This is a genomic window from Halovenus amylolytica, from assembly GCA_004015825.1.
GTDB classification, from domain to species: domain Archaea; phylum Halobacteriota; class Halobacteria; order Halobacteriales; family Haloarculaceae; genus Halovenus; species Halovenus amylolytica.
In genome coordinates this window covers 1-16,906 of the sequence record ML137215.1, presented here as the reverse complement: position 1 = coordinate 16,906, position 16,906 = coordinate 1, and the positions used below count along the sequence as shown (strand labels likewise).

Sequence of the window (16,906 nt, the reverse complement as noted above, 5' to 3'; positions counted from 1 at the left end):
GAGCATACTAGCTGTACCAATGGAACTCGAAGACGTGGAGACAATCACAGTTCTCGGCGCGGGCACAATGGGTCACGGAATCGCAGAGGTCGCCGCGCTGGCGGGCTACGCTGTGAATCTCCGTGATATCAAAGAGGAGTTCGTCCAGGACGGCTACGACCAGATCGAGTGGAGTCTGGACAAACTGGCCGAGAAAGACCGGATCAGCGAGGAGGAAGCCCAGGAAGCGAAAGAACTCGTCACGCCGCTGGTCGATCTCGAAGAGGCATTGGCCGACAGTGATGTCGTCATCGAGGCGGCTCCGGAGGATATCGATATCAAACGCGACGTCTGGGAGGCAGTGACCGAGCATGCACCAGACCATACGATCTTCACCTCCAACACGTCGAGTCTCTCGATTACGGATCTCTCGGAGATGACCGACCGAGCGGAACAGTTCTGTGGGATGCACTTTTTCAACCCACCGGTCCGGATGGATCTCGTCGAGGTTATCCGCGGCGAACACACCGACGACGAGACCATCGAACTCATCGAAGGACTGGCCGAAGAGATGGGCAAGACGCCCGTCCGTGTTCGGAAAGACGAGCCGGGCTTCATCGTCAACAGTATTCTCGTCCCACTGATGAACGAGGCTTGCTGGATCGTCGAGGAGGGAACAGCCACGATCGAGGAGGTCGACTCGACGGCGAAATTCGAGCTGGGGATTCCGATGGGGGCGTTCGAACTTAGCGACCAGGTCGGCAACGACGTCACCTACCACGTGCTTGAGTACATGCACGAGATGCTCGGTGCGGCATACGAACCGGCACCCCTTCTCGAAGAGACGGTCGAAAACGACCATCTGGGCAAGAAAACCGGCAAAGGATTCTACGACTACGAGGACGGCGAGGGCGCAGAGTTCCCGGCCGACGCGATCCGAGAGGACGTCTACGACCGGCTGATCGCCGTACTCGCGAACGAGACTGGCAAACTCATCGAGAAAGATGTTGCGCCAGCGAGCGACATCGATCAGGCCGTCCAGCTGGGTGCGGGCTTCCCCGACGGTCCCGCCAAACTCTGTGACGCTGCTGGACTGGAAAAGGCGATCGAGACGCTCGACGCAGTCGCCGAGGAGACCGGATCGGCCCGCTACGAGGTCAGCGACGGGCTCAGAGCGGCCGCGGAGGCGGGTGGCTTCTACGGCGGCGACGAGGACGACGGCGACGTCGAGTTCGAAACGATCAACGTCGAGTATCCGGCCGAGATGGTCGGTCAGATCGAACTCGACCGGCCACACCAGCTGAACACCGTCACTCCGGAAATGCTAGACGAGTTCGGTCAAGCAGTCGAATTGCTCGACGCGGACGACGACGTGCGATCGATTCTCGTGACGGGTGCGGGCGACCGGGCTTTCAGTGCAGGTGCAGACGCAGCAGGAATGGCTGGGAGCGCGAACCCAATCGACGGTGTCGAGCTCGGTCGGAGAGGCCAGGAGACCTGGGGCAAACTCGAGAATGCGTCGGTCCCTGTCGTGGCTGCGATCGACGGCTATGCACTGGGTGGTGGGATGGAACTCGCCGCCTGTGCCGATCTCCGGATCGCGACCGAGCGCTCGGAGTTCGGCCAGCCGGAGTTTAATCTCGGACTGATCCCGGGCTGGGGTGGGACACAGCGACTGGCTAACCTCATCGGCGAGAGTCGGGCGAAACAGATCATCTTCACGGCCGACCGGTTCGACGCCGAACAGATGCAGGAGTGGGGATTCGTCGCAGAACTCGTGGACAACGACGAGTTCAACGAGGCGGCCATCGAGTTCGCCGCCGACCTCGCTGCTGGCCCGCCACTCGCGATGGAGTACGCGAAGAAGGCAATCCACGCCGGCCGCGACCAGACCGACGCAGGTCTGGAGACGGAAGCGTTCGCGTTCGGTCACCTTGTCGGGACTGAAGATATGCTCGAAGGTGTGAGCAAGATGCAAAGCGACGAAGATCCGGAGTTCGAAGGAAAATAATCCGCGTCTCAGGAACTCGCGTTGTAGGTGACGGTGACGCTGTAGGTTACCGACACGGCACCCGACTGGATCTCTGTCGGTGGTGCACCGGCGTCCTGATCTTCTGCGAAGCTGCGGGCCGTATCGAAGCTAACCGGGCTGAACCGCTGCTGAGACGCATCGACTGTCGAGACACCAGTGACGGAGAGATCGCTCGACGCTGCGATCGTATCGGCCTGGTGGCGGGCGTCGTTCATCGCGGCTTCGATGGCGTCGTCGCGCAGTTCAGTCCGTCGCTCGTCGGAGAGTGTGAGCTGTACGTTTCCGACCTCTGCGCCGGCACCGGCTGCGGCGTCGATAACCTCACCGGCCCGATCGGGGTCGTCGATCGTCACTTCGTAGGCGTGCACCCCCTCGTACGGTGGTTGTTCACGTTCTTCCTGTGGGACGCGGGGCTGTCTGATGTTGTAATCGGTCGTCTCGTAGTCGACATCGAGTTCGTCGAGCGCGTCGGTCAACTCGGCAGATCCAGTCGCGAGGTCGTCACGCACGCTGGCGATCTCTTCACCCTCTGCGGTGACGGCGACTCTGACAACAGCTTGATCGGGTTCAGCTTCGGCAGTTCCCGTCGCGGAAACCTGGATCGATTGTCTGTCCGTCGATTCGGTGTCAGCAGTATCCTGAGCACCGACACTACCGGAGGCGACGATCCCTCCGGCGGTCACGAGTGCCATCGCGACGAGCACTGTGAGTACGGTGGCGGCAAGGTAGTTCCGTTGCATACAGTTGTCGATACAGCAGTTTTGGATATATACACGATGGTGACACAAACAGCGATTTGAGTTATCGACAGAGAACAATATTTCAGTGACAGTTCTCGGCGACGAAAGACAGGGTTTATTATCAACAGCCACAGACGGGAGAGTGTGCTCGGTTGGTGTAGTCCGGCCAATCATATCGGCCTTTCGAGCCGATGACACGGGTTCAAATCCCGCACCGAGCACTACGACGAGCGAACTTTTGTGAGCGAGTGAAGCGCGCAGAAAGGGATTTGAACCCGCACCGAGCCGTGGAACACCGACAGTGCTAGCAGTACGTCGCCAGTTCTGCAACTGCGCAATCTGTTTATCATCTACTAGAGAGTAGGGATAGATATGGCCGAATTACCGACCGAATCGGCGGAGAAACGGCCGACTCAGCAACCATCAGAGGAGCTGAGCAAACTCATCAGCTGGCTCGCGGCGGGATTTCTCGTAGTTGCTGGCCTGTTTGTAACGACTGTCGGTGCAGGACTGTACACGCTGGGAGATCGTGATCTGATAACCGAACTCGTCGCCGACGGAACGATCACCGCCCCGCAGCTGACGGACACCGAACTGGTGGATATCTCGGTTGCGCTGTCGACGTGGGGCGGGACAGGGCTGATCCTCACAGGCGTGTTGATGGTCGTCGCCGGTGGAGGGTTCTTGCTCTACCGGAGTCGGCTGCGCCACCGGGCGGACCGCAACCGGCCCGACACCACCACAGTCGCGATCGTCGGCGCAGTCGTGACCGGAGTCACCTCGTTCGTGCCGTTCTCACCGATCCTCGGTGGGCTGGTGGCCGGCTATCTCCGGGGTGGAGAGAACGGGGATGGGATTCGTGTCGGGACTTACGCGGGCGTCGTGGCTTCACTCCCGGTTGTCCTCCTCTTCGCCTTTCTGCTTGGTGGCGTTGTTGTCACAGCCGGGGAGCTTGGACTCGGTGGGGCTGGGCTGGTCATCAGCCTCGGAATCGTCTTCGTACTGCTGTTTACTGTGGCCATTATCGTCGGGCTGAGTGGTTTCGGTGGCTACATCGGAGTCCGACTCTGGCACAGGAACAGCGGAAGTGACGTGTGAACACCCGTGTGAGATCAAACACCGGTGCAGACCCTCGCCGGATCGATACCCCTGTAGTAGACAGAGGGTGTCAAATCGACGCCCAACTGTATCCGAGAACTGTGAGATGGCCAGCAGGAGCAGAACACGGTTCGATCCGCTTTGCCCGGCGAAATCGGATCGTACGACGATTTCAGTACGACCGCAATCTCGGCAAATGTTGTCGGTTGAACGAACGCCGGGATTGGCACTGAAAGACGCTCTATAGCATTTAAAACACCGCTAAACGACGGTGGATTGATCGTGAGTGGACGGTCGGTCTCGCAGGTCAGTGAGATTCCTACCGCGGTGGTGCGACGTTTGTATGGGTGTCCCCTCTGTTGGATTGCATGGCTGACATCGACATCGCTCACGAGTACTTCACGTGGGAGCTCGTACAGCAGGTTGCAGAGGAGAATGGCTACTTCGAAGCGGAAGGCGTGGAAACTGATCTCTCCTACTTCGCACCGGGGACACAGGATTTCTCGGACCAGGGGGAGAACGCCCACGAGACAGACTGGTGGGAGGAACTCGACGACGAGGGTGAGACCCACGGCGTCTGTGAGTGGAATGCAGTGCAGGAATCCTCCGAGACGGATCGACAGATCATCGGATCCTACAGCGAGTGGGATCGCGTCCTGTTCGCAGCGGCCGACTCGGATATCGACTCCGTCGAAGATCTAAAAGGTCGCTCGATCGGGATCAACGAGTACGCGACGTCGTTTTACTCGATCCCGGAGATGCTCGAAAACGAGGGCTTCGAGGAAGACGAAATCGTCCTCGAACACATCGGTTCTGCAGAAGATCGGTTCGACGCGGTCAAAGCCGGCGAGATCGACGCGATCGGCGTCCTCGAACCGTACGTCACCCTCGGCAAGTACGACGAGGAACTCAAATCCGTCTACGAGGGGCCGTGCCGCGCCGCTCTGGTCGCACCCGCAGAGATCGATCCGGATCAGGTCGAAGCGTTCCGAAACGCGCTCAACAGCGCCGTCGAGGACATCAACAACGACCTCGATCACTACCGCGACGTCTACGTGGATCTCCTCGAAGAGGCCGCTGCCGAAGAGGAGGATAGCTTCGAAGACGTCGACTTCGACCGCCTCCGGACCGACTTCGAACTCCGGAATTTCCTCCCCGTCCGGGCCCCCGACGAGAAGCGAATCGAGGGGACGACCGAGTGGATGAGCGAGAAAGGCTACGTCGAAGACGAAGAAGAAGTCACGACGCTCGAAGACGAAGAGGATGTCACGTCGATCGAAGACGAAGAGGATGTCACGTCGATCGAAGACGACGAGAAGAGCGTGGGCGAGGAAGCCGCCTCGGACGACTGACCGTTCGATTATCGCCACCCCTGACAGCTACTAACATTTCATGCCCCAGCTACTGACGGTCATCACTGTCGTCGTGTGCATTTTCGCGCTCGCGTACGTCGTCTACGCGCGGTCGCTCAGTCGATACTTCGAACTCGACGACGACACTGCGACGCCGGCACACACCCACGACAACAGCTCCGAGTACGTCCCCTCACGAAAACTCGAACTGTTCGGCCACCACTTCTCGTCGATCGCGGGTGGTGCACCCATCGTCGGCCCGATCACGGCTGCGCTCGCCTGGGGCTGGGCCCCGGCACTGATCTGGATCGTCATCGGAACAGTCGTCTACGGCGGGCTAAACGATCTTGCGACACTGACCAGCAGCATGCGCCACGACGGACGGTCGGTCGGTCACATCTTCGGGACGTACATCAACAGGCGCGGGAAGCGGCTTCTCCTGACACTGGCTGTCGTGGCGAATCTCCTCGTCATCGGGGTGCTCTCGCTCGTTACCGCCGTCGTCTTCGACGCCTTCCCGGCCGCGGCGACGGCCTCGGTCGTCTATCTCGTCCTCGCGTTCGCCTTCGCGCTGGTCCGACGGTACACACCGGTCCCGTTCTGGGTGGCGACGGTGATCTTCGTCCCCGCGGTGTTCGGCGGTGTCTTCGTCGGCCTCGAATACCCACTGACACTGATCCCAGCAGGCGCGTCGATCCCGCTTCCGACGGTCATCTCCGCGAACGTCTCGGCGTGGCTCGTCGTCCTGTTGCTCTACGCCTTCGCTGCCAGCGTCCTCCCCGTCTGGACGCTACTGCAGCCCCGGGATTACCTCTCGTCGTACCTGCTGTATGCCGGACTCGGCGGGGCGATCCTCTCGATCGTCGTCGGGACGCTTTTCGGCACCGCCGACACGTCACTGACGATGAGCCTCGATCCCTTTACCGGTTTCATGAGTCCGGCCTTCGAGGGGATGGGGCCGTTGCTTCCGATGTTGATCCCCACTATCTTCTGTGGGGCGGTCTGTGGACTGCACTCGATGGTCTGCTGTGGGACGACGCCCAAACAGATCAACAAGGAGACCGATGCGACAGCAGTCGGCTACGGGACGACGCTCGCGGAGGGGCTGCTCGCGGTCGTCGCCATCGGCACCGTCGCGGTGATCCCGACCGTCCCGTCGGGGTCGGGTATCAACCTCGCGTTGCCGGCCTTCGCCGATGGGGGTGCACTCATCCTGACGAGCATCGGCATCCCGGCGGGCGTCGGTGCTCCCTTCATGGCGCTGGTCCTCTCCGCGTTCGCCCTGACGACCGTCGACACGTCGATCCGGCTCGGCCGCTATTTCCTCACCGATATGGTCGACTCGGAGACGACCCCAACCCGGATGTCCCGGGCCGTGACCAACAAGTATCTCACCGGAGGCGTGCAGGCACTGCTCGCCTATCTGCTGGTCGCGAGTGGGAGCTGGGCGACCGTCTGGCCACTCTTCGGTGCGTCAGTCCAGGTCTTTGCGGGGCTGTCGATGCTGACAGTCGCTGTCTGGATCGTGAACTGGGATGCCAGCAAGCAGGTGGTCGGATTCCTGCTGGGGGCCGGGTTCATTCTCACAGCGAGTCTCTCTGCGCTTCTGTACATTGCCTCCCGTAACGTCCGGACAGTGCTGGACCCATCGTGGGTTGGGACTGCATCGTCGGTCGAGCTGGCGTCGGTCGTCATCCAGATTCTGGCTGTCGTCGTGCTGACTGGGATCGCCGCCGAGATCATCAGGCTCGTCTACCGACACGTCAGTGAGCAGCGGAACACACCTGTCGACCGTCCGTCTCCAGGTGACGACTGATCCTGCCGGCTGTCTAGACTGTGTCAGGGAACGGATCTCTCGCCTGACCGGAACTTCCTCGGACGTGTGATGCACGTTTATTGCAGACCGTCTCGAACGGTAGGTATGGAAGTACGAGAAGCACAACCGAAAGATCGACCAGCTATCAGAGATGTTGCTCGTCGCTCCCTCCAGACATCGTACTCGCTGAATCCGAGCGCGATCAACGGCGCGATCGAGGAGTGGTACGACGAGAACCGACTGAAAGATATGCTCGCCGACGACGACAAACTGCTACTCGTCATCGATGTCGACGATCAGGTCGTTGCCTTCTCCGAAAGCGAACGGACCAGCGAGGAGGCCGCAGAGTTACTCTGGCTCCACGTCGACCCCAACTACCGCGGTGAAGAGTACGGCGAGACGCTGTACAAAGCAACGCGGAACCATCTCGCCGCGGAAGGGGTACAGAGTATGAAAGCACGGGTGCTCGCAGACAACGCGGGCGGGAACGCGTTCTACGAGAACCGGGAACTCTCGAAAGTTGGCGAGGAGACAGTCGAGATCGATGGCACCAGCTACGTCGAAAACGTCTGGGCCGAGATCGAGGAGGAGGGGATCGAGGAGCACGAACACGACGGCCAGACGGTCTATATCGACCACGAAAATACCGAGCGGGGATCGATCGCACCGTTCCAGGTAGTCTACACACAGAAGGCAGGCGAGGAGATTTACGGCTACTGGTGTACCCAGTGTGGCAACCTCGCAAACGCGATGGATGCGATGGGTCGGATCCAGTGTGACGAATGTGGGAACTCACGGAAGCCGACGCGGTGGGACGCATCCTATCTCTAGTCGGACCTCGCATCTGATCGAAGCACTCAATTTTACAGCCAACCGAGCCACCGGTAGCAATGCCACCAAGTAGACGAGCGATCCTGGCAGCCTGTGCGACGTCGGTTTCGATCTCGGTTGCCGGCTGTTTCGGCCAGGAGGACGTCGAATTCGACGACGAGGTTCCCGAACCGGTCGCAGATCACCTCTCCAGTGCGAACAACGTCGACGGCTCGATCACGGATCGAACCGGTGAAAGCGAACTTGTGGTCGCGGTTGGACCCGGTGGAAACCTCGCGTACGATCCTGCACTGGTGCGAATCGATCCCGGGACGCGCGTGATCTGGGAGTGGGAATCGAATGGCCACACCGTGACCAGTTCGGACGGTACTTTCGATATCGATACAGCCCAGGAGTCGACCGGCTACGAAGTGAGCTCCCAGTTCGACCAGCCCGGGGAGTATCTGTACGAATGCCGTCCACACTCCGCGGCGGGCCATCGGGGCGCAGTAATCGTCGACTGACAGTTTCCCGCAGGACAGTAACAGACGGGGGACGTGAATGCGAGCGTCGTCCCTTATCCGATTTTCGTCCAGCAACCGAAGCTTTCAATCATGTGTGGTTGCAACCCCCGCATTGAAGCCAGATGACTGGTATTAACAGCGATCGACGCAAGTTTTTGGCGGCAAGTGGTACAGCGCTCACAATCGCAGTTGCAGGCTGTAGTGGCGGCGGCGACAGCGACGGTGACGATGGCGGCGACGACGGCGGATCGGGTGTCGACGTCCCCGAAGAAGTCGATACGTATCTGAGCGACAACGATGCGAACGGCTACGACGGGTCAGCCGCCGACGAGACTGGCAGCAGTTCGGTCACGATTCAGGTCGGCGCCGGAGACGAAGGACTCGCCTTCGATCCAGCGGCCGTCCAAGTCGACTCCGGGACGGAGGTCACGTGGGAATGGACCGGCAACGGTGGCGCGCACAACGTCAACGTTCAGGAAGGACCGACAGACTTCAGCAGCGAGACCGTCGATGAGGAAGGTCACACCTTCTCGCAGACACTCGAGTCGGGCAACTACATGTACCAGTGCGACCCCCACTCCACGCTCGGTATGCACGGAGCGGTGATCGTCGAATGACGAAGCTGCCGGCTACGAAGCACGCAGTCGTAACTCGCTCTACAGCCGGAGGAATCTTCCATGAGTACTGACGAATCATCGGAATCTGACGAGCCACGACACCCCTACGAGACCGACGAGTCGTTCCACCCGATGGGCAAAGAGTGGGAAGACGAGATGCGAGCCGAACTCGAAGAGACGGAATACGATGCCGATCTCGGTATGCAGATGGCTCGCGATGCACAGCGTCTCGTTGCGGGAGAAATATCTGAAGAAGAGTTCTACGCCGAGTATCACGACGACGTCGAAGACGAGTTCGAGGCCGACGAACGGCCGATCTTCGACGACCTCGACGGGGTCGACCTCGACGAGGTCGGCGACGACCAGTCCATGCTCGAGTCGCTCCAGGACGTCGACCTGAGTGGCGACGACGTCTCCCGGCGGAGCATGATGAAAAAGATGGGTGCAGCAGGTCTATTCCTCGGCTACAGCGCCTACGCGACCCACGAAAACGAGCAGGACGACGAGATCCCGGAACAGGTCAGTGGTGTTCGTCCGCAGGGCGAAGACGAACGGGAGCACCGCTGGGGAATGGTCATCGACCTCGATCGGTGTGATGGCTGTCTCTCGTGTGTTGCCGGCTGTATCAACGAGAACGGGACCTCGACCGGTGCCAACTGGATGTACGTCTTCGCCTACGAGGACGACCAGTCCGGACAGCGGAACTTCCTGGTCCGACCGTGTCAGCACTGTTCGAACGCACCGTGTGCGAAAGTCTGTCCCGTTCGGGCACGACACACACGCGAGAAAGACGGGCTCGTGTTGACCAACTACGAGACCTGTATCGGCTGCCGGTACTGCCAGGTGGCCTGCCCGTACGGTGTCAACTACTTCCAGTGGGGCGAACCAGACGTCGAGATGGGTCGTCTGGAGTTCCTCGACGAGACACCAGCAGAGGTTCAGGAGATGGATGCAGGCGACGGATTCGAGGCCCGTGCCGGGACCTACGCCGAGGAGGGCTCCGACCGCCACGAGGCACTCTCGGAGGCCAACGACCACGTCTACGACGCACGTGGCTGGTGGGCGGACAGCCGCCCACCGACTGGCGTGATGGGCAAGTGTACGATGTGTCCATCCCGCCAGGACGGACACACCGACAACCCGAAAGGGACCGTCGCGTGCATGAACGCCTGTGACGAAACGGGCATGAGTGCGATCCACTTCGGCGATATGGACGCCGAAATCGGTGACGACTACGACCGCGGTGTCCGCTATCTCGAACGCCGAAAGAACCTCAATCCGTCCCCGACCGAAAAGAACGAGGCCGATCCCGAAGAGGATGGGTTCGGCTGGGAGGAGGAGGGATCCACTCCACAACCCCGAGACGATATCTACACGCAGGAAGACTGGGAGAATCCACCGGCACCACACGACACCTCTCAGCTGTCGACGTTCAAACTGCTCGAAGATCTCGGGACGGAGCCGAACATCACCTACATCGGCAACGAGCCAGGACCCGACGACGAGCAGGTCGATCCGTCGACCGTGGACGATATCCCAGGCTACGAGGATATCCAGCGGGATATCCAGTGGCCTGTCACGGTGAAGGACAACCGGAAACACCACCTCGACTACGGTGCTGGCGGTCCGCCAGAAGACACCGAGAGTGAGGAGGCATAAACCATGTCCGCAATAGATGCAGAACCTGACGATATACTGACGCCGATCAAGAACACCTCGTGGCGGTGGTTTATCGCCTTCGGCGTGGCTGCAGCGATTGCACTGGTCTGGCTCGCTGCCTGGGGCTATCAGCTCCAGGAAGGGCTCGTCGTGACGAACCTCGCAGACTGGGGGAGCGGTGGCGGTGTCACCTGGGGCCTGTACATCGGCGCGTTCATCTGGTGGGTCGGGATCGCCCACGGCGGGATCATCCTCTCTGCAGCCGTCAGGCTGTTCGGGATGACACGCTACCAGCCAGTCGCACGCGTCGCCGAGTTGCTGACGATCGGTGCGTTGAGCATGGCCGGCATCTACATCGTCGTCCACACCGGTCGTCCCGACCGGCTCGTCACCAGCGTCATCGAGTCGTATCCGTGGACGGTGCAGTCCTCACCACTGGTGTGGGACGTGACGGTCATCACGCTGTATTTCGTGATGACCGCGACGTATCTGGCGCTGACGCTTCGATACGACATCGTCCGACTGCGACACAAGATGCCGAAATACTTCGCACCACTGTACGCCGCCCTCACGGTCGGCTACACCAAGAAAGAAGATCAGATCATCGAACGGATGGTCTGGTGGCTCGCGCTCGGTATCATCGTGCTCGCGCCACTCCTGCTTCACGGTGGTGTGATTCCGTGGCTGTTCGCACTGCTGCCGTCGATGCCCGGCTGGCAGGGCGCTGTGCAGGGGCCAAGCTTCCTGACGATCGCACTGATGTCGGCAATTGCCGGCGTCATCATCATCTCGTATTCCCTCCGGTGGGCATACGACTGGGAACACGTCCTCACTGACAACATGTTCCGCGGACTGACCGCGTGGCTCGGTCTGTTCAGTCTGCTGTTTACCTGGCTGCAGCTCCAGCAGATCATCACCGGCGTCTTCGCCGCACCGAAGGATCTATCGAAGTTCTCCTTCGCCAAGATCACGACACCCGAGTACATCGCAGCTATGACGTTTATCGCCATCGTCCTGGCATACGTCTTCGCGCAGGCAGTCGATAAGCGAGTGTTCTCGCTCAATCGGTCGCTCGCTGCGTCGTTCCTGGTGTTGATGGGGACGCTGACCGAGAAGGTACTGTTCGTCTTCGAGGGGCTCGAGTACCCGACGTTCAGTCTGTACCACGCGGTTCCGGGTCACTACTTCCCGAGCACCGTCGAACTGCTTTCGGTGGCAGGGACAGCATCGCTGTGTACGATCTTCTTCCTGGTCATCGTCAAGGTTGTTCCGGTCGTCGAGCTCCACGCTGTCGAAAGCCACGACGACCACGACGACCACGAGGGTGAGGAGGTGAGAGCATGACCTGGGACGTGATCTACCCCGGTATCTGGGTCATCTTCGGCGTTATCGGGCTCCCGGTGTACACAGCCTTCCTCGGCTGGTTCCTCGGGAAACCGCGATCGCTGAGTACAACCGTTCTCGGGATGTCAGTGTTCGCGTCGCTCGTCCTCTCGCTGTGGGGCGGGCTCTACGCGATAACTATGGTCATACGGTTGTTTTTCTTCAGCTAATCGGTGTTTTTTATTTTCGCTGGTTCGAACCCCGAGAGCCTTCTCCGTCGACCTGGTCGGGCCGAACCCGAAAGGGATAGGCCAATAGAACTCGAATGTGCCTCTATGACAACGGAAGCAGAGGTGAGTGAACGACTGAGCGAGATCGAAGATCCGGCGATCGGAGAAGATATTGTTTCGCTCGGGCTGGTCAGGGATATTCAGATCGAGGGCGAGACGGCGAAGCTGTCGCTTGCGATCAACTCCCCGTTCGCTCCCGCAGAGATGGAGATCGGCGAGCAGATTCGGGACGTACTGGACGAAGAGGGACTCGAAGCAGACCTGCACGCGAACGTAGAGGGGATCGAGGGCTTCGACGACGAGGTCTTCCCGAACATCCGGAACGTGATCGCGGTTGCGTCCGGGAAAGGCGGTGTGGGGAAGACGACAGTCGCGGCGAATCTGGCTGCCGGGCTGGACAACCTCGGCGCACGCGTCGGCTTGCTCGATGCCGATATCCACGGTCCGAACGTCCCGCGGATTCTCCCCATCGACGAGGAGCCAGGTGTCTTGGCCGACGAGGAACGGATGGTGCCGGGCGTTTCGGACGGTGTCAAGATCATCAGCATGGATTTCCTGACCAAAAATCAGGACGATCCGACGATCATGCGTGGTCCGATGGTCAACAACGTGATGACCAACTTCCTCGAAAACGTCGAGTGGGGGACGCTCGACTACCTCGTCGTGGATCTCCCGCCGGGGACCGGTGACGCATCGCTGGATCTGTTGCAGACGCTGCCAGTTGCCGGTGCGGTGATCGTGACGACACCCCAGCAGATGGCCGTCGACGACGCACGGAAAGGACTCAGACTGTTCGAGAAACACGACACACCCGTTCTCGGCATCGTCGAGAACATGAGCCAGTTCCACTGTGCGAACTGTGGCGACACGCACGATCCGTTCGGTTCGGGCGGTGCAGAGAAGATCGCGGAAGATTACGGTGTCGAGAACCTCGGCTCGCTCCCGATCCACGAGGATTACGGTGCCGACGGAACTACAGATCCCGTCGTCAAAAACGAGGAAAGTGCGGTCAACGACTCCGCTGTCGAGTTGATCGAGACGATCGCCGACCGGATCGGCGAGGTCAACCGCCGGAAAGCCGCCGGCATCCTCGATACCATCGACAAGGGATCGGCCTTCGGGGAGCAACCGTCCGGGACGGCGAAACTCGGCGCAAAAGAGCCCGGCTCCGGCCAGTAATCTACTCGGTCAGTTCCGACCAGGTACCCCGTTCTCTTCTGTCTGGACGATTGCGGCAGGATATCAATACTCTTTACGCAGCCCCGTTCGAAGCCACAGCTATGAGTGACGACGACTACCGAACGGAACGAGACAGTCTCGGTGAGATGCAGGTCCCGGCAGACGCCTACTGGGGTGCACAGACACAGCGAGCCGTCGAGAACTTCCCGATCTCGGATCTGACATTCGGGCGCCGGTTCATCCGCGCGCTCGGCATCGTCAAGAAGGCCGCCGCGCAGGCAAACCGGGATCTCGACCTCCTCGAAGAGGACAAGGCAGACTGCATCGTCGAGGCTGCCGACGAGGTGATCGCGGGCGAGCACGACGACCAGTTCCCGGTCGACATCTTCCAGACTGGCTCGGGAACGTCCTCGAATATGAATGCAAACGAGGTGATCTCGAACCGTGCGACGGAGCTGTACGGCGGCGAGATCGGTACGCGAGAGATCCACCCGAACGACCACGTCAACTACGGTCAGTCGAGCAACGACGTGATCCCGACCGCGATGCACGTCGCGTCGCTGGAAGCAGTCGAACGCGACCTCCTCCCAGCACTCGCGGCCCTGCGTGACGAACTCGCAGCCAAGGAGTCCGAGTTCGAGACTGTGGTGAAGACTGGCCGCACACACCTGCAGGACGCGACACCGGTCACACTCGGCCAGGAGTTCGGTGGCTATCGGACCCAGGTCGAGAAAGGGGTCGAGCGCGTCCGAAACACGCGAGAGCATCTCTCCGAACTCGCGCTCGGTGGAACTGCCGTCGGGACCGGACTGAACACCCATCCAGAGTTCCCGGCACTGGCGGCGGAGTACATCTCAGAGGAGACGAACATCGACTTCCGTGAAGCGGACAACCACTTCGAGGCACAGGCGGCCCACGACGCGATGAGTGAGGCCCACGGCGCGCTTCGAACTGTCGCAGGGAGTCTCAACAAGATCGCGAACGATCTCCGGTTGCTTGCCTCCGGGCCGAGAAACGGCCTCGGCGAGATCGAACAGCCGGAAAACCAGCCCGGTTCGTCGATCATGCCCGGCAAGATCAACCCCGTCGTCGCGGAGTCTGTCAACCAGGTCCACAAACAGGTCGTCGGCAACGATGCCGCCGTTTCGGCCGGTGCTGCAGAGGGACAGATCGATCTCAACCTCTACAAACCGGTGCTCGCGTACAACTTCCTCCAGTCGGCGAAACTCCTCGCGAACACCAGCGAGGTCTTCGGTGACAGGTTTGTCCGGAAACTCGAAGCCAACGAGGAACACTGCGCCGAGCGTGTCGAACAGAGTATGGCGCTGGCGACGGCGCTCAACCCGGCAATCGGCTACGACAAGGCCAGTGAAGTCGCGAAGGCAGCGCTGAAAGAAGACAAATCAGTTCGCGAGGTCGCCGTCGAGAAAGGCTACCTGACCGAAGAGGAAGCCGACGACGTCCTCGACCCCCGGAAGATGACCGAGCGGGTCATCCTCGGCGACGAGTAGGGATCCGCGCGTTCGTTACTCGTCTACGTCTTCGACTGCCGCACCGGGCGCGTTTGTCTTGACACTTCTGAGTCCCTGTTTGCATTTTTGCTTCGTGGAGTAGCCCTGGCCGCCGTCCGCGATGACTTCGCCGTTGTCGTGGCGGAGTCGCCAGCGCCACTTTCCGCCCTTGTCCTCGAACAGTTCGAAGGTGGCGTTACTGCCGCCTTCGTCTTCGGCTTCTTCGTCTTTCGAGAGATCGACGACGTAGCCACCCGGCGCGTTCCGTCTGACACTCTCGAGCCCTTTTTTTGCGTTCTGTTTGGAGGTATACCCCTCGCCGCTGTCGGCGATGATGTTGCCGTTGTCGTGGCGGAGTCGCCAGCGGTACTCGCCTGCGTTGTCCTCGTAGACCTGGAAGGTGGCCTTGCTCGTGTCGGCGTCTGTATCGACACCACCATCCTCCTCGGGCCAGTCCATCTCGATTTCGAAGTGGACCTCGCCGTCCTGACGCTCTACTTCGACTTCGAACTCGGCTTCTGCTGGCGGATCGAAGGCGACGGTCTGACCGTCGTTGACCGGAACTTTCTCGCCACGGCGGAGTCGCCGGGAGAGCCGACGGAAAAATGTGGAAATTCCTCGTCGGCTTCGCACCTCTCTGGATTCGTGAATGGTCTCCTCTGTCATACAGCCTGATAAACGAGTAGCCGACAGATAACAGTACCCCATATGTTCGTCTGTAGTAATGAAGCGACTCCCGCTCGGTCTTCGGCAGAATTAGGGGAGCCGAGAACGTTCCAACGGTATGGCCGACAATCGCGTCGTGCAGGGTCGTATGGTTACGCCAGGGAAACTGGCCGAACTCATCGAAGGCGAGGATGTGATGGATGCCGAGCCGATCAGTGATGCCGACAGGGAGTGTCCCGACTGCGGTGGGAGTGTCCTCGAAGTGGGGTATATGCCGTCGGCACTCGAATTTGTCACCGGCTGGAAGTGCCAGGACTGTGACTGGAGCGACACCGACAGGGAGTAATCGAAATCCATTTAGGAGGATTCACCCAATGGGTGAGTGAGGGCTCGTGGCCTAGTCCGGGAAGGCGGCTGACTCCAGAGGCAAACGTGCCCGGTGACGATACTCCAGCTGATATACTGAGCGGGTGGCTGATCACCGCCTGCCTTGATGACCCTCTGGAGTACCGAGGCACACACCGGAGATATCAGCCGATCGGGGGTTCAAATCCCTCCGAGCCCATTTACTTTCGGCGAACCGCACGGTGAGCCGTAAGTCCATCACGCGAGGAGAATTTGAATAGACGAGACGCGCGCAACGAAGTGAGCACGTCTCGGCGTAGTTCACAATCCCTCCGATCCCCTACAGTTCTTCGAGTTTTACTGACCGTAACATGTATCGATACGGGCCAGTACACGGGGATCAATGTGGTAAACCGACAGGCAGCCGGGAACAACGGTTGCAACCAGACAGGTCGGTGATTCGCACATTTTTGTTTGCCACTCTCTTTCAGAATAGAGATGTCACAAACAGGTGCCGAACGACGAGTCGAGCAGGCACTCATCAACTCAGACAGTCTCTCACCCGAGGGCTCTGCAAAGGCGCAGCAACGTAGTGGTGCAACCTATGTTGCGGTTCCAGTAGAACTCGTGAAACATCACGGCATTACGCAAGGGAGCGAACTCGATCGAGCATATCACGCCGAGAGTTCTACGTTATTGGTATCGCTCGATGGCAACTCCGGTACTTCCCAACCAGCGTAATCAGTGGAATTGAATCGCTGAATTAACCATCAGAAAGTGTCTGGATCTGGATGTGTTCAAGATCCCCGATCCAGACAGGTACCTTTCGGCGTCGGACGTGAAAGACATAGCGGAAGAAGTCATTTCTCCACTCCCGTTGCCGGGCGTCGAGGGGAGCCCCCTCGACCCCGGCGACATCTGGCTCGTCGTTATCTTGGCTTGTGTCAACCAGACCTCAGTTTGGG

At 60.1% G+C, this 16,906-nt stretch carries 16 protein-coding genes, 2 tRNA genes and 1 pseudogene; 17 read left to right on the top strand and 2 right to left on the bottom strand.

The features are described 5' to 3' along the window. The first annotated feature begins 19 nt into the window (after nt 1–19). Nucleotides 20–1,990: a 3-hydroxyacyl-CoA dehydrogenase/enoyl-CoA hydratase family protein gene (locus tag EOW68_RS00085; RefSeq protein ID WP_128223138.1), complete on the top strand. Its 1,971-nt coding sequence runs from the start codon at nt 20–22 to the stop codon at nt 1,988–1,990. Between the two features lie 8 nt (nt 1,991–1,998). Here the strand turns inward: EOW68_RS00085 and EOW68_RS00080 are convergent, their stop codons facing one another. Continuing rightward, nucleotides 1,999–2,751: an SIMPL domain-containing protein gene (locus tag EOW68_RS00080; protein ID WP_431358665.1), complete on the bottom strand. Its 753-nt coding sequence runs from the start codon at nt 2,749–2,751 to the stop codon at nt 1,999–2,001. Nucleotides 2,752–2,897: 146 nt separating this feature from the next. Between EOW68_RS00080 and EOW68_RS00075 the strand changes: the two genes are divergently transcribed. From EOW68_RS00075 to EOW68_RS00020, 12 genes are all read left to right on the top strand, one after another. Next, nucleotides 2,898–2,972: transfer RNA gene (locus EOW68_RS00075), tRNA-Glu, on the top strand. Between the two features lie 151 nt (nt 2,973–3,123). Next, nucleotides 3,124–3,849 carry a DUF5518 domain-containing protein gene (locus EOW68_RS18335; RefSeq protein ID WP_431358664.1) on the top strand — a complete coding sequence of 242 codons (726 nt, stop codon included), beginning with the start codon at nt 3,124–3,126 and terminating at the stop codon, nt 3,847–3,849. Between the two features lie 368 nt (nt 3,850–4,217). Beyond that, entirely contained in the window at nt 4,218–5,201 is a 984-nt protein-coding gene (locus EOW68_RS00065; protein ID WP_128223136.1) for an ABC transporter substrate-binding protein, read from the top strand. A gap of 40 nt (nt 5,202–5,241) precedes the next feature. Then, nucleotides 5,242–7,017, top strand: coding sequence for a carbon starvation CstA family protein (locus EOW68_RS00060; RefSeq protein WP_128223135.1), 1,776 nt, complete (start codon nt 5,242–5,244; stop codon nt 7,015–7,017). Nucleotides 7,018–7,122: 105 nt separating this feature from the next. After that, a complete protein-coding gene (locus EOW68_RS00055) occupies nt 7,123–7,848 on the top strand; it encodes a GNAT family N-acetyltransferase (protein ID WP_128223134.1) in 726 nt (241 codons plus the stop codon). A 59-nt stretch (nt 7,849–7,907) separates the two neighbouring features. Then, complete coding sequence (locus EOW68_RS00050) at nt 7,908–8,351, top strand: plastocyanin/azurin family copper-binding protein (RefSeq protein ID WP_128223133.1); 444 nt, start codon at nt 7,908–7,910, stop codon at nt 8,349–8,351. Between the two features lie 122 nt (nt 8,352–8,473). After that, nucleotides 8,474–8,968, top strand: a complete 495-nt coding sequence (locus EOW68_RS00045; protein WP_128223132.1) for a halocyanin domain-containing protein — start codon at nt 8,474–8,476, stop codon at nt 8,966–8,968. 60 nt (nt 8,969–9,028) lie between these two features. Next, on the top strand, nt 9,029–10,627 hold the full coding sequence (locus EOW68_RS00040; protein WP_128223131.1) for a 4Fe-4S ferredoxin N-terminal domain-containing protein: 1,599 nt from the start codon (nt 9,029–9,031) through the stop codon (nt 10,625–10,627). Between the two features lie 3 nt (nt 10,628–10,630). Then, nucleotides 10,631–11,971, top strand: coding sequence for an NrfD/PsrC family molybdoenzyme membrane anchor subunit (gene nrfD / locus EOW68_RS00035; protein WP_128223130.1), 1,341 nt, complete (start codon nt 10,631–10,633; stop codon nt 11,969–11,971). Then, nucleotides 11,968–12,180, top strand: coding sequence for a hypothetical protein (locus tag EOW68_RS00030; protein WP_128223129.1), 213 nt, complete (start codon nt 11,968–11,970; stop codon nt 12,178–12,180). The genes nrfD and EOW68_RS00030 overlap by 4 nt, the downstream gene beginning before the upstream one ends. A gap of 105 nt (nt 12,181–12,285) precedes the next feature. Further along, entirely contained in the window at nt 12,286–13,419 is a 1,134-nt protein-coding gene (locus EOW68_RS00025; protein WP_128223128.1) for an Mrp/NBP35 family ATP-binding protein, read from the top strand. 101 nt (nt 13,420–13,520) lie between these two features. Next, the gene (locus EOW68_RS00020) at nt 13,521–14,930 is read left to right on the top strand and encodes a class II fumarate hydratase (protein WP_128223127.1); all 1,410 of its coding nucleotides are present in this window, start codon (nt 13,521–13,523) and stop codon (nt 14,928–14,930) included. A 15-nt stretch (nt 14,931–14,945) separates the two neighbouring features. Here EOW68_RS00020 and EOW68_RS00015 read toward each other — a convergent pair whose 3' ends face one another. Next, nucleotides 14,946–15,596 (bottom strand): HVO_2922 family protein, encoded by a 651-nt coding sequence (locus tag EOW68_RS00015; protein WP_128223126.1) that lies wholly within the window; start codon nt 15,594–15,596, stop codon nt 14,946–14,948. 118 nt (nt 15,597–15,714) lie between these two features. Here EOW68_RS00015 and EOW68_RS00010 point away from each other — a divergent pair, with 118 nt between their 5' ends. From EOW68_RS00010 to EOW68_RS00005, 4 genes and pseudogenes are all read left to right on the top strand, one after another. After that, nucleotides 15,715–15,942, top strand: coding sequence for a DUF5795 family protein (locus EOW68_RS00010; RefSeq protein ID WP_128223125.1), 228 nt, complete (start codon nt 15,715–15,717; stop codon nt 15,940–15,942). Between the two features lie 40 nt (nt 15,943–15,982). Further along, nucleotides 15,983–16,161, top strand: a tRNA-Trp gene (locus EOW68_RS18295). Between the two features lie 278 nt (nt 16,162–16,439). Then, entirely contained in the window at nt 16,440–16,682 is a 243-nt protein-coding gene (locus tag EOW68_RS18290) for a hypothetical protein (protein WP_152035113.1), read from the top strand. Between the two features lie 52 nt (nt 16,683–16,734). Beyond that, nucleotides 16,735–16,906, top strand: a pseudogene (locus tag EOW68_RS00005) (ISH3 family transposase); the annotation flags it as partial.

Bases quoted from the DNA above. Each gene is read 5' to 3' on its own strand.
- EOW68_RS18335 (WP_431358664.1), top strand. From the start codon at position 3,124: ATGGCCGAATTACCGACCGAATCGGCGGAGAAACGGCCGACTCAGCAA.
- EOW68_RS00050 (WP_128223133.1), top strand. From the start codon at position 7,908: ATGCCACCAAGTAGACGAGCGATCCTGGCAGCCTGTGCGACGTCGGTT.
- EOW68_RS00040 (WP_128223131.1), top strand. From the start codon at position 9,029: ATGAGTACTGACGAATCATCGGAATCTGACGAGCCACGACACCCCTAC.
- EOW68_RS00025 (WP_128223128.1), top strand. From the start codon at position 12,286: ATGACAACGGAAGCAGAGGTGAGTGAACGACTGAGCGAGATCGAAGAT.
- EOW68_RS00010 (WP_128223125.1), top strand. From the start codon at position 15,715: ATGGCCGACAATCGCGTCGTGCAGGGTCGTATGGTTACGCCAGGGAAA.
- EOW68_RS00045 (WP_128223132.1), top strand. From the start codon at position 8,474: ATGACTGGTATTAACAGCGATCGACGCAAGTTTTTGGCGGCAAGTGGT.
- EOW68_RS00080 (WP_431358665.1), bottom strand. From the start codon at position 2,751: ATGCAACGGAACTACCTTGCCGCCACCGTACTCACAGTGCTCGTCGCG.
- EOW68_RS00020 (WP_128223127.1), top strand. From the start codon at position 13,521: ATGAGTGACGACGACTACCGAACGGAACGAGACAGTCTCGGTGAGATG.
- EOW68_RS00060 (WP_128223135.1), top strand. From the start codon at position 5,242: ATGCCCCAGCTACTGACGGTCATCACTGTCGTCGTGTGCATTTTCGCG.
- EOW68_RS00065 (WP_128223136.1), top strand. From the start codon at position 4,218: ATGGCTGACATCGACATCGCTCACGAGTACTTCACGTGGGAGCTCGTA.
- EOW68_RS00015 (WP_128223126.1), bottom strand. From the start codon at position 15,596: ATGACAGAGGAGACCATTCACGAATCCAGAGAGGTGCGAAGCCGACGA.
- EOW68_RS00030 (WP_128223129.1), top strand. From the start codon at position 11,968: ATGACCTGGGACGTGATCTACCCCGGTATCTGGGTCATCTTCGGCGTT.
- EOW68_RS18290 (WP_152035113.1), top strand. From the start codon at position 16,440: ATGTCACAAACAGGTGCCGAACGACGAGTCGAGCAGGCACTCATCAAC.
- EOW68_RS00085 (WP_128223138.1), top strand. From the start codon at position 20: ATGGAACTCGAAGACGTGGAGACAATCACAGTTCTCGGCGCGGGCACA.
- EOW68_RS00055 (WP_128223134.1), top strand. From the start codon at position 7,123: ATGGAAGTACGAGAAGCACAACCGAAAGATCGACCAGCTATCAGAGAT.
- nrfD (WP_128223130.1), top strand. From the start codon at position 10,631: ATGTCCGCAATAGATGCAGAACCTGACGATATACTGACGCCGATCAAG.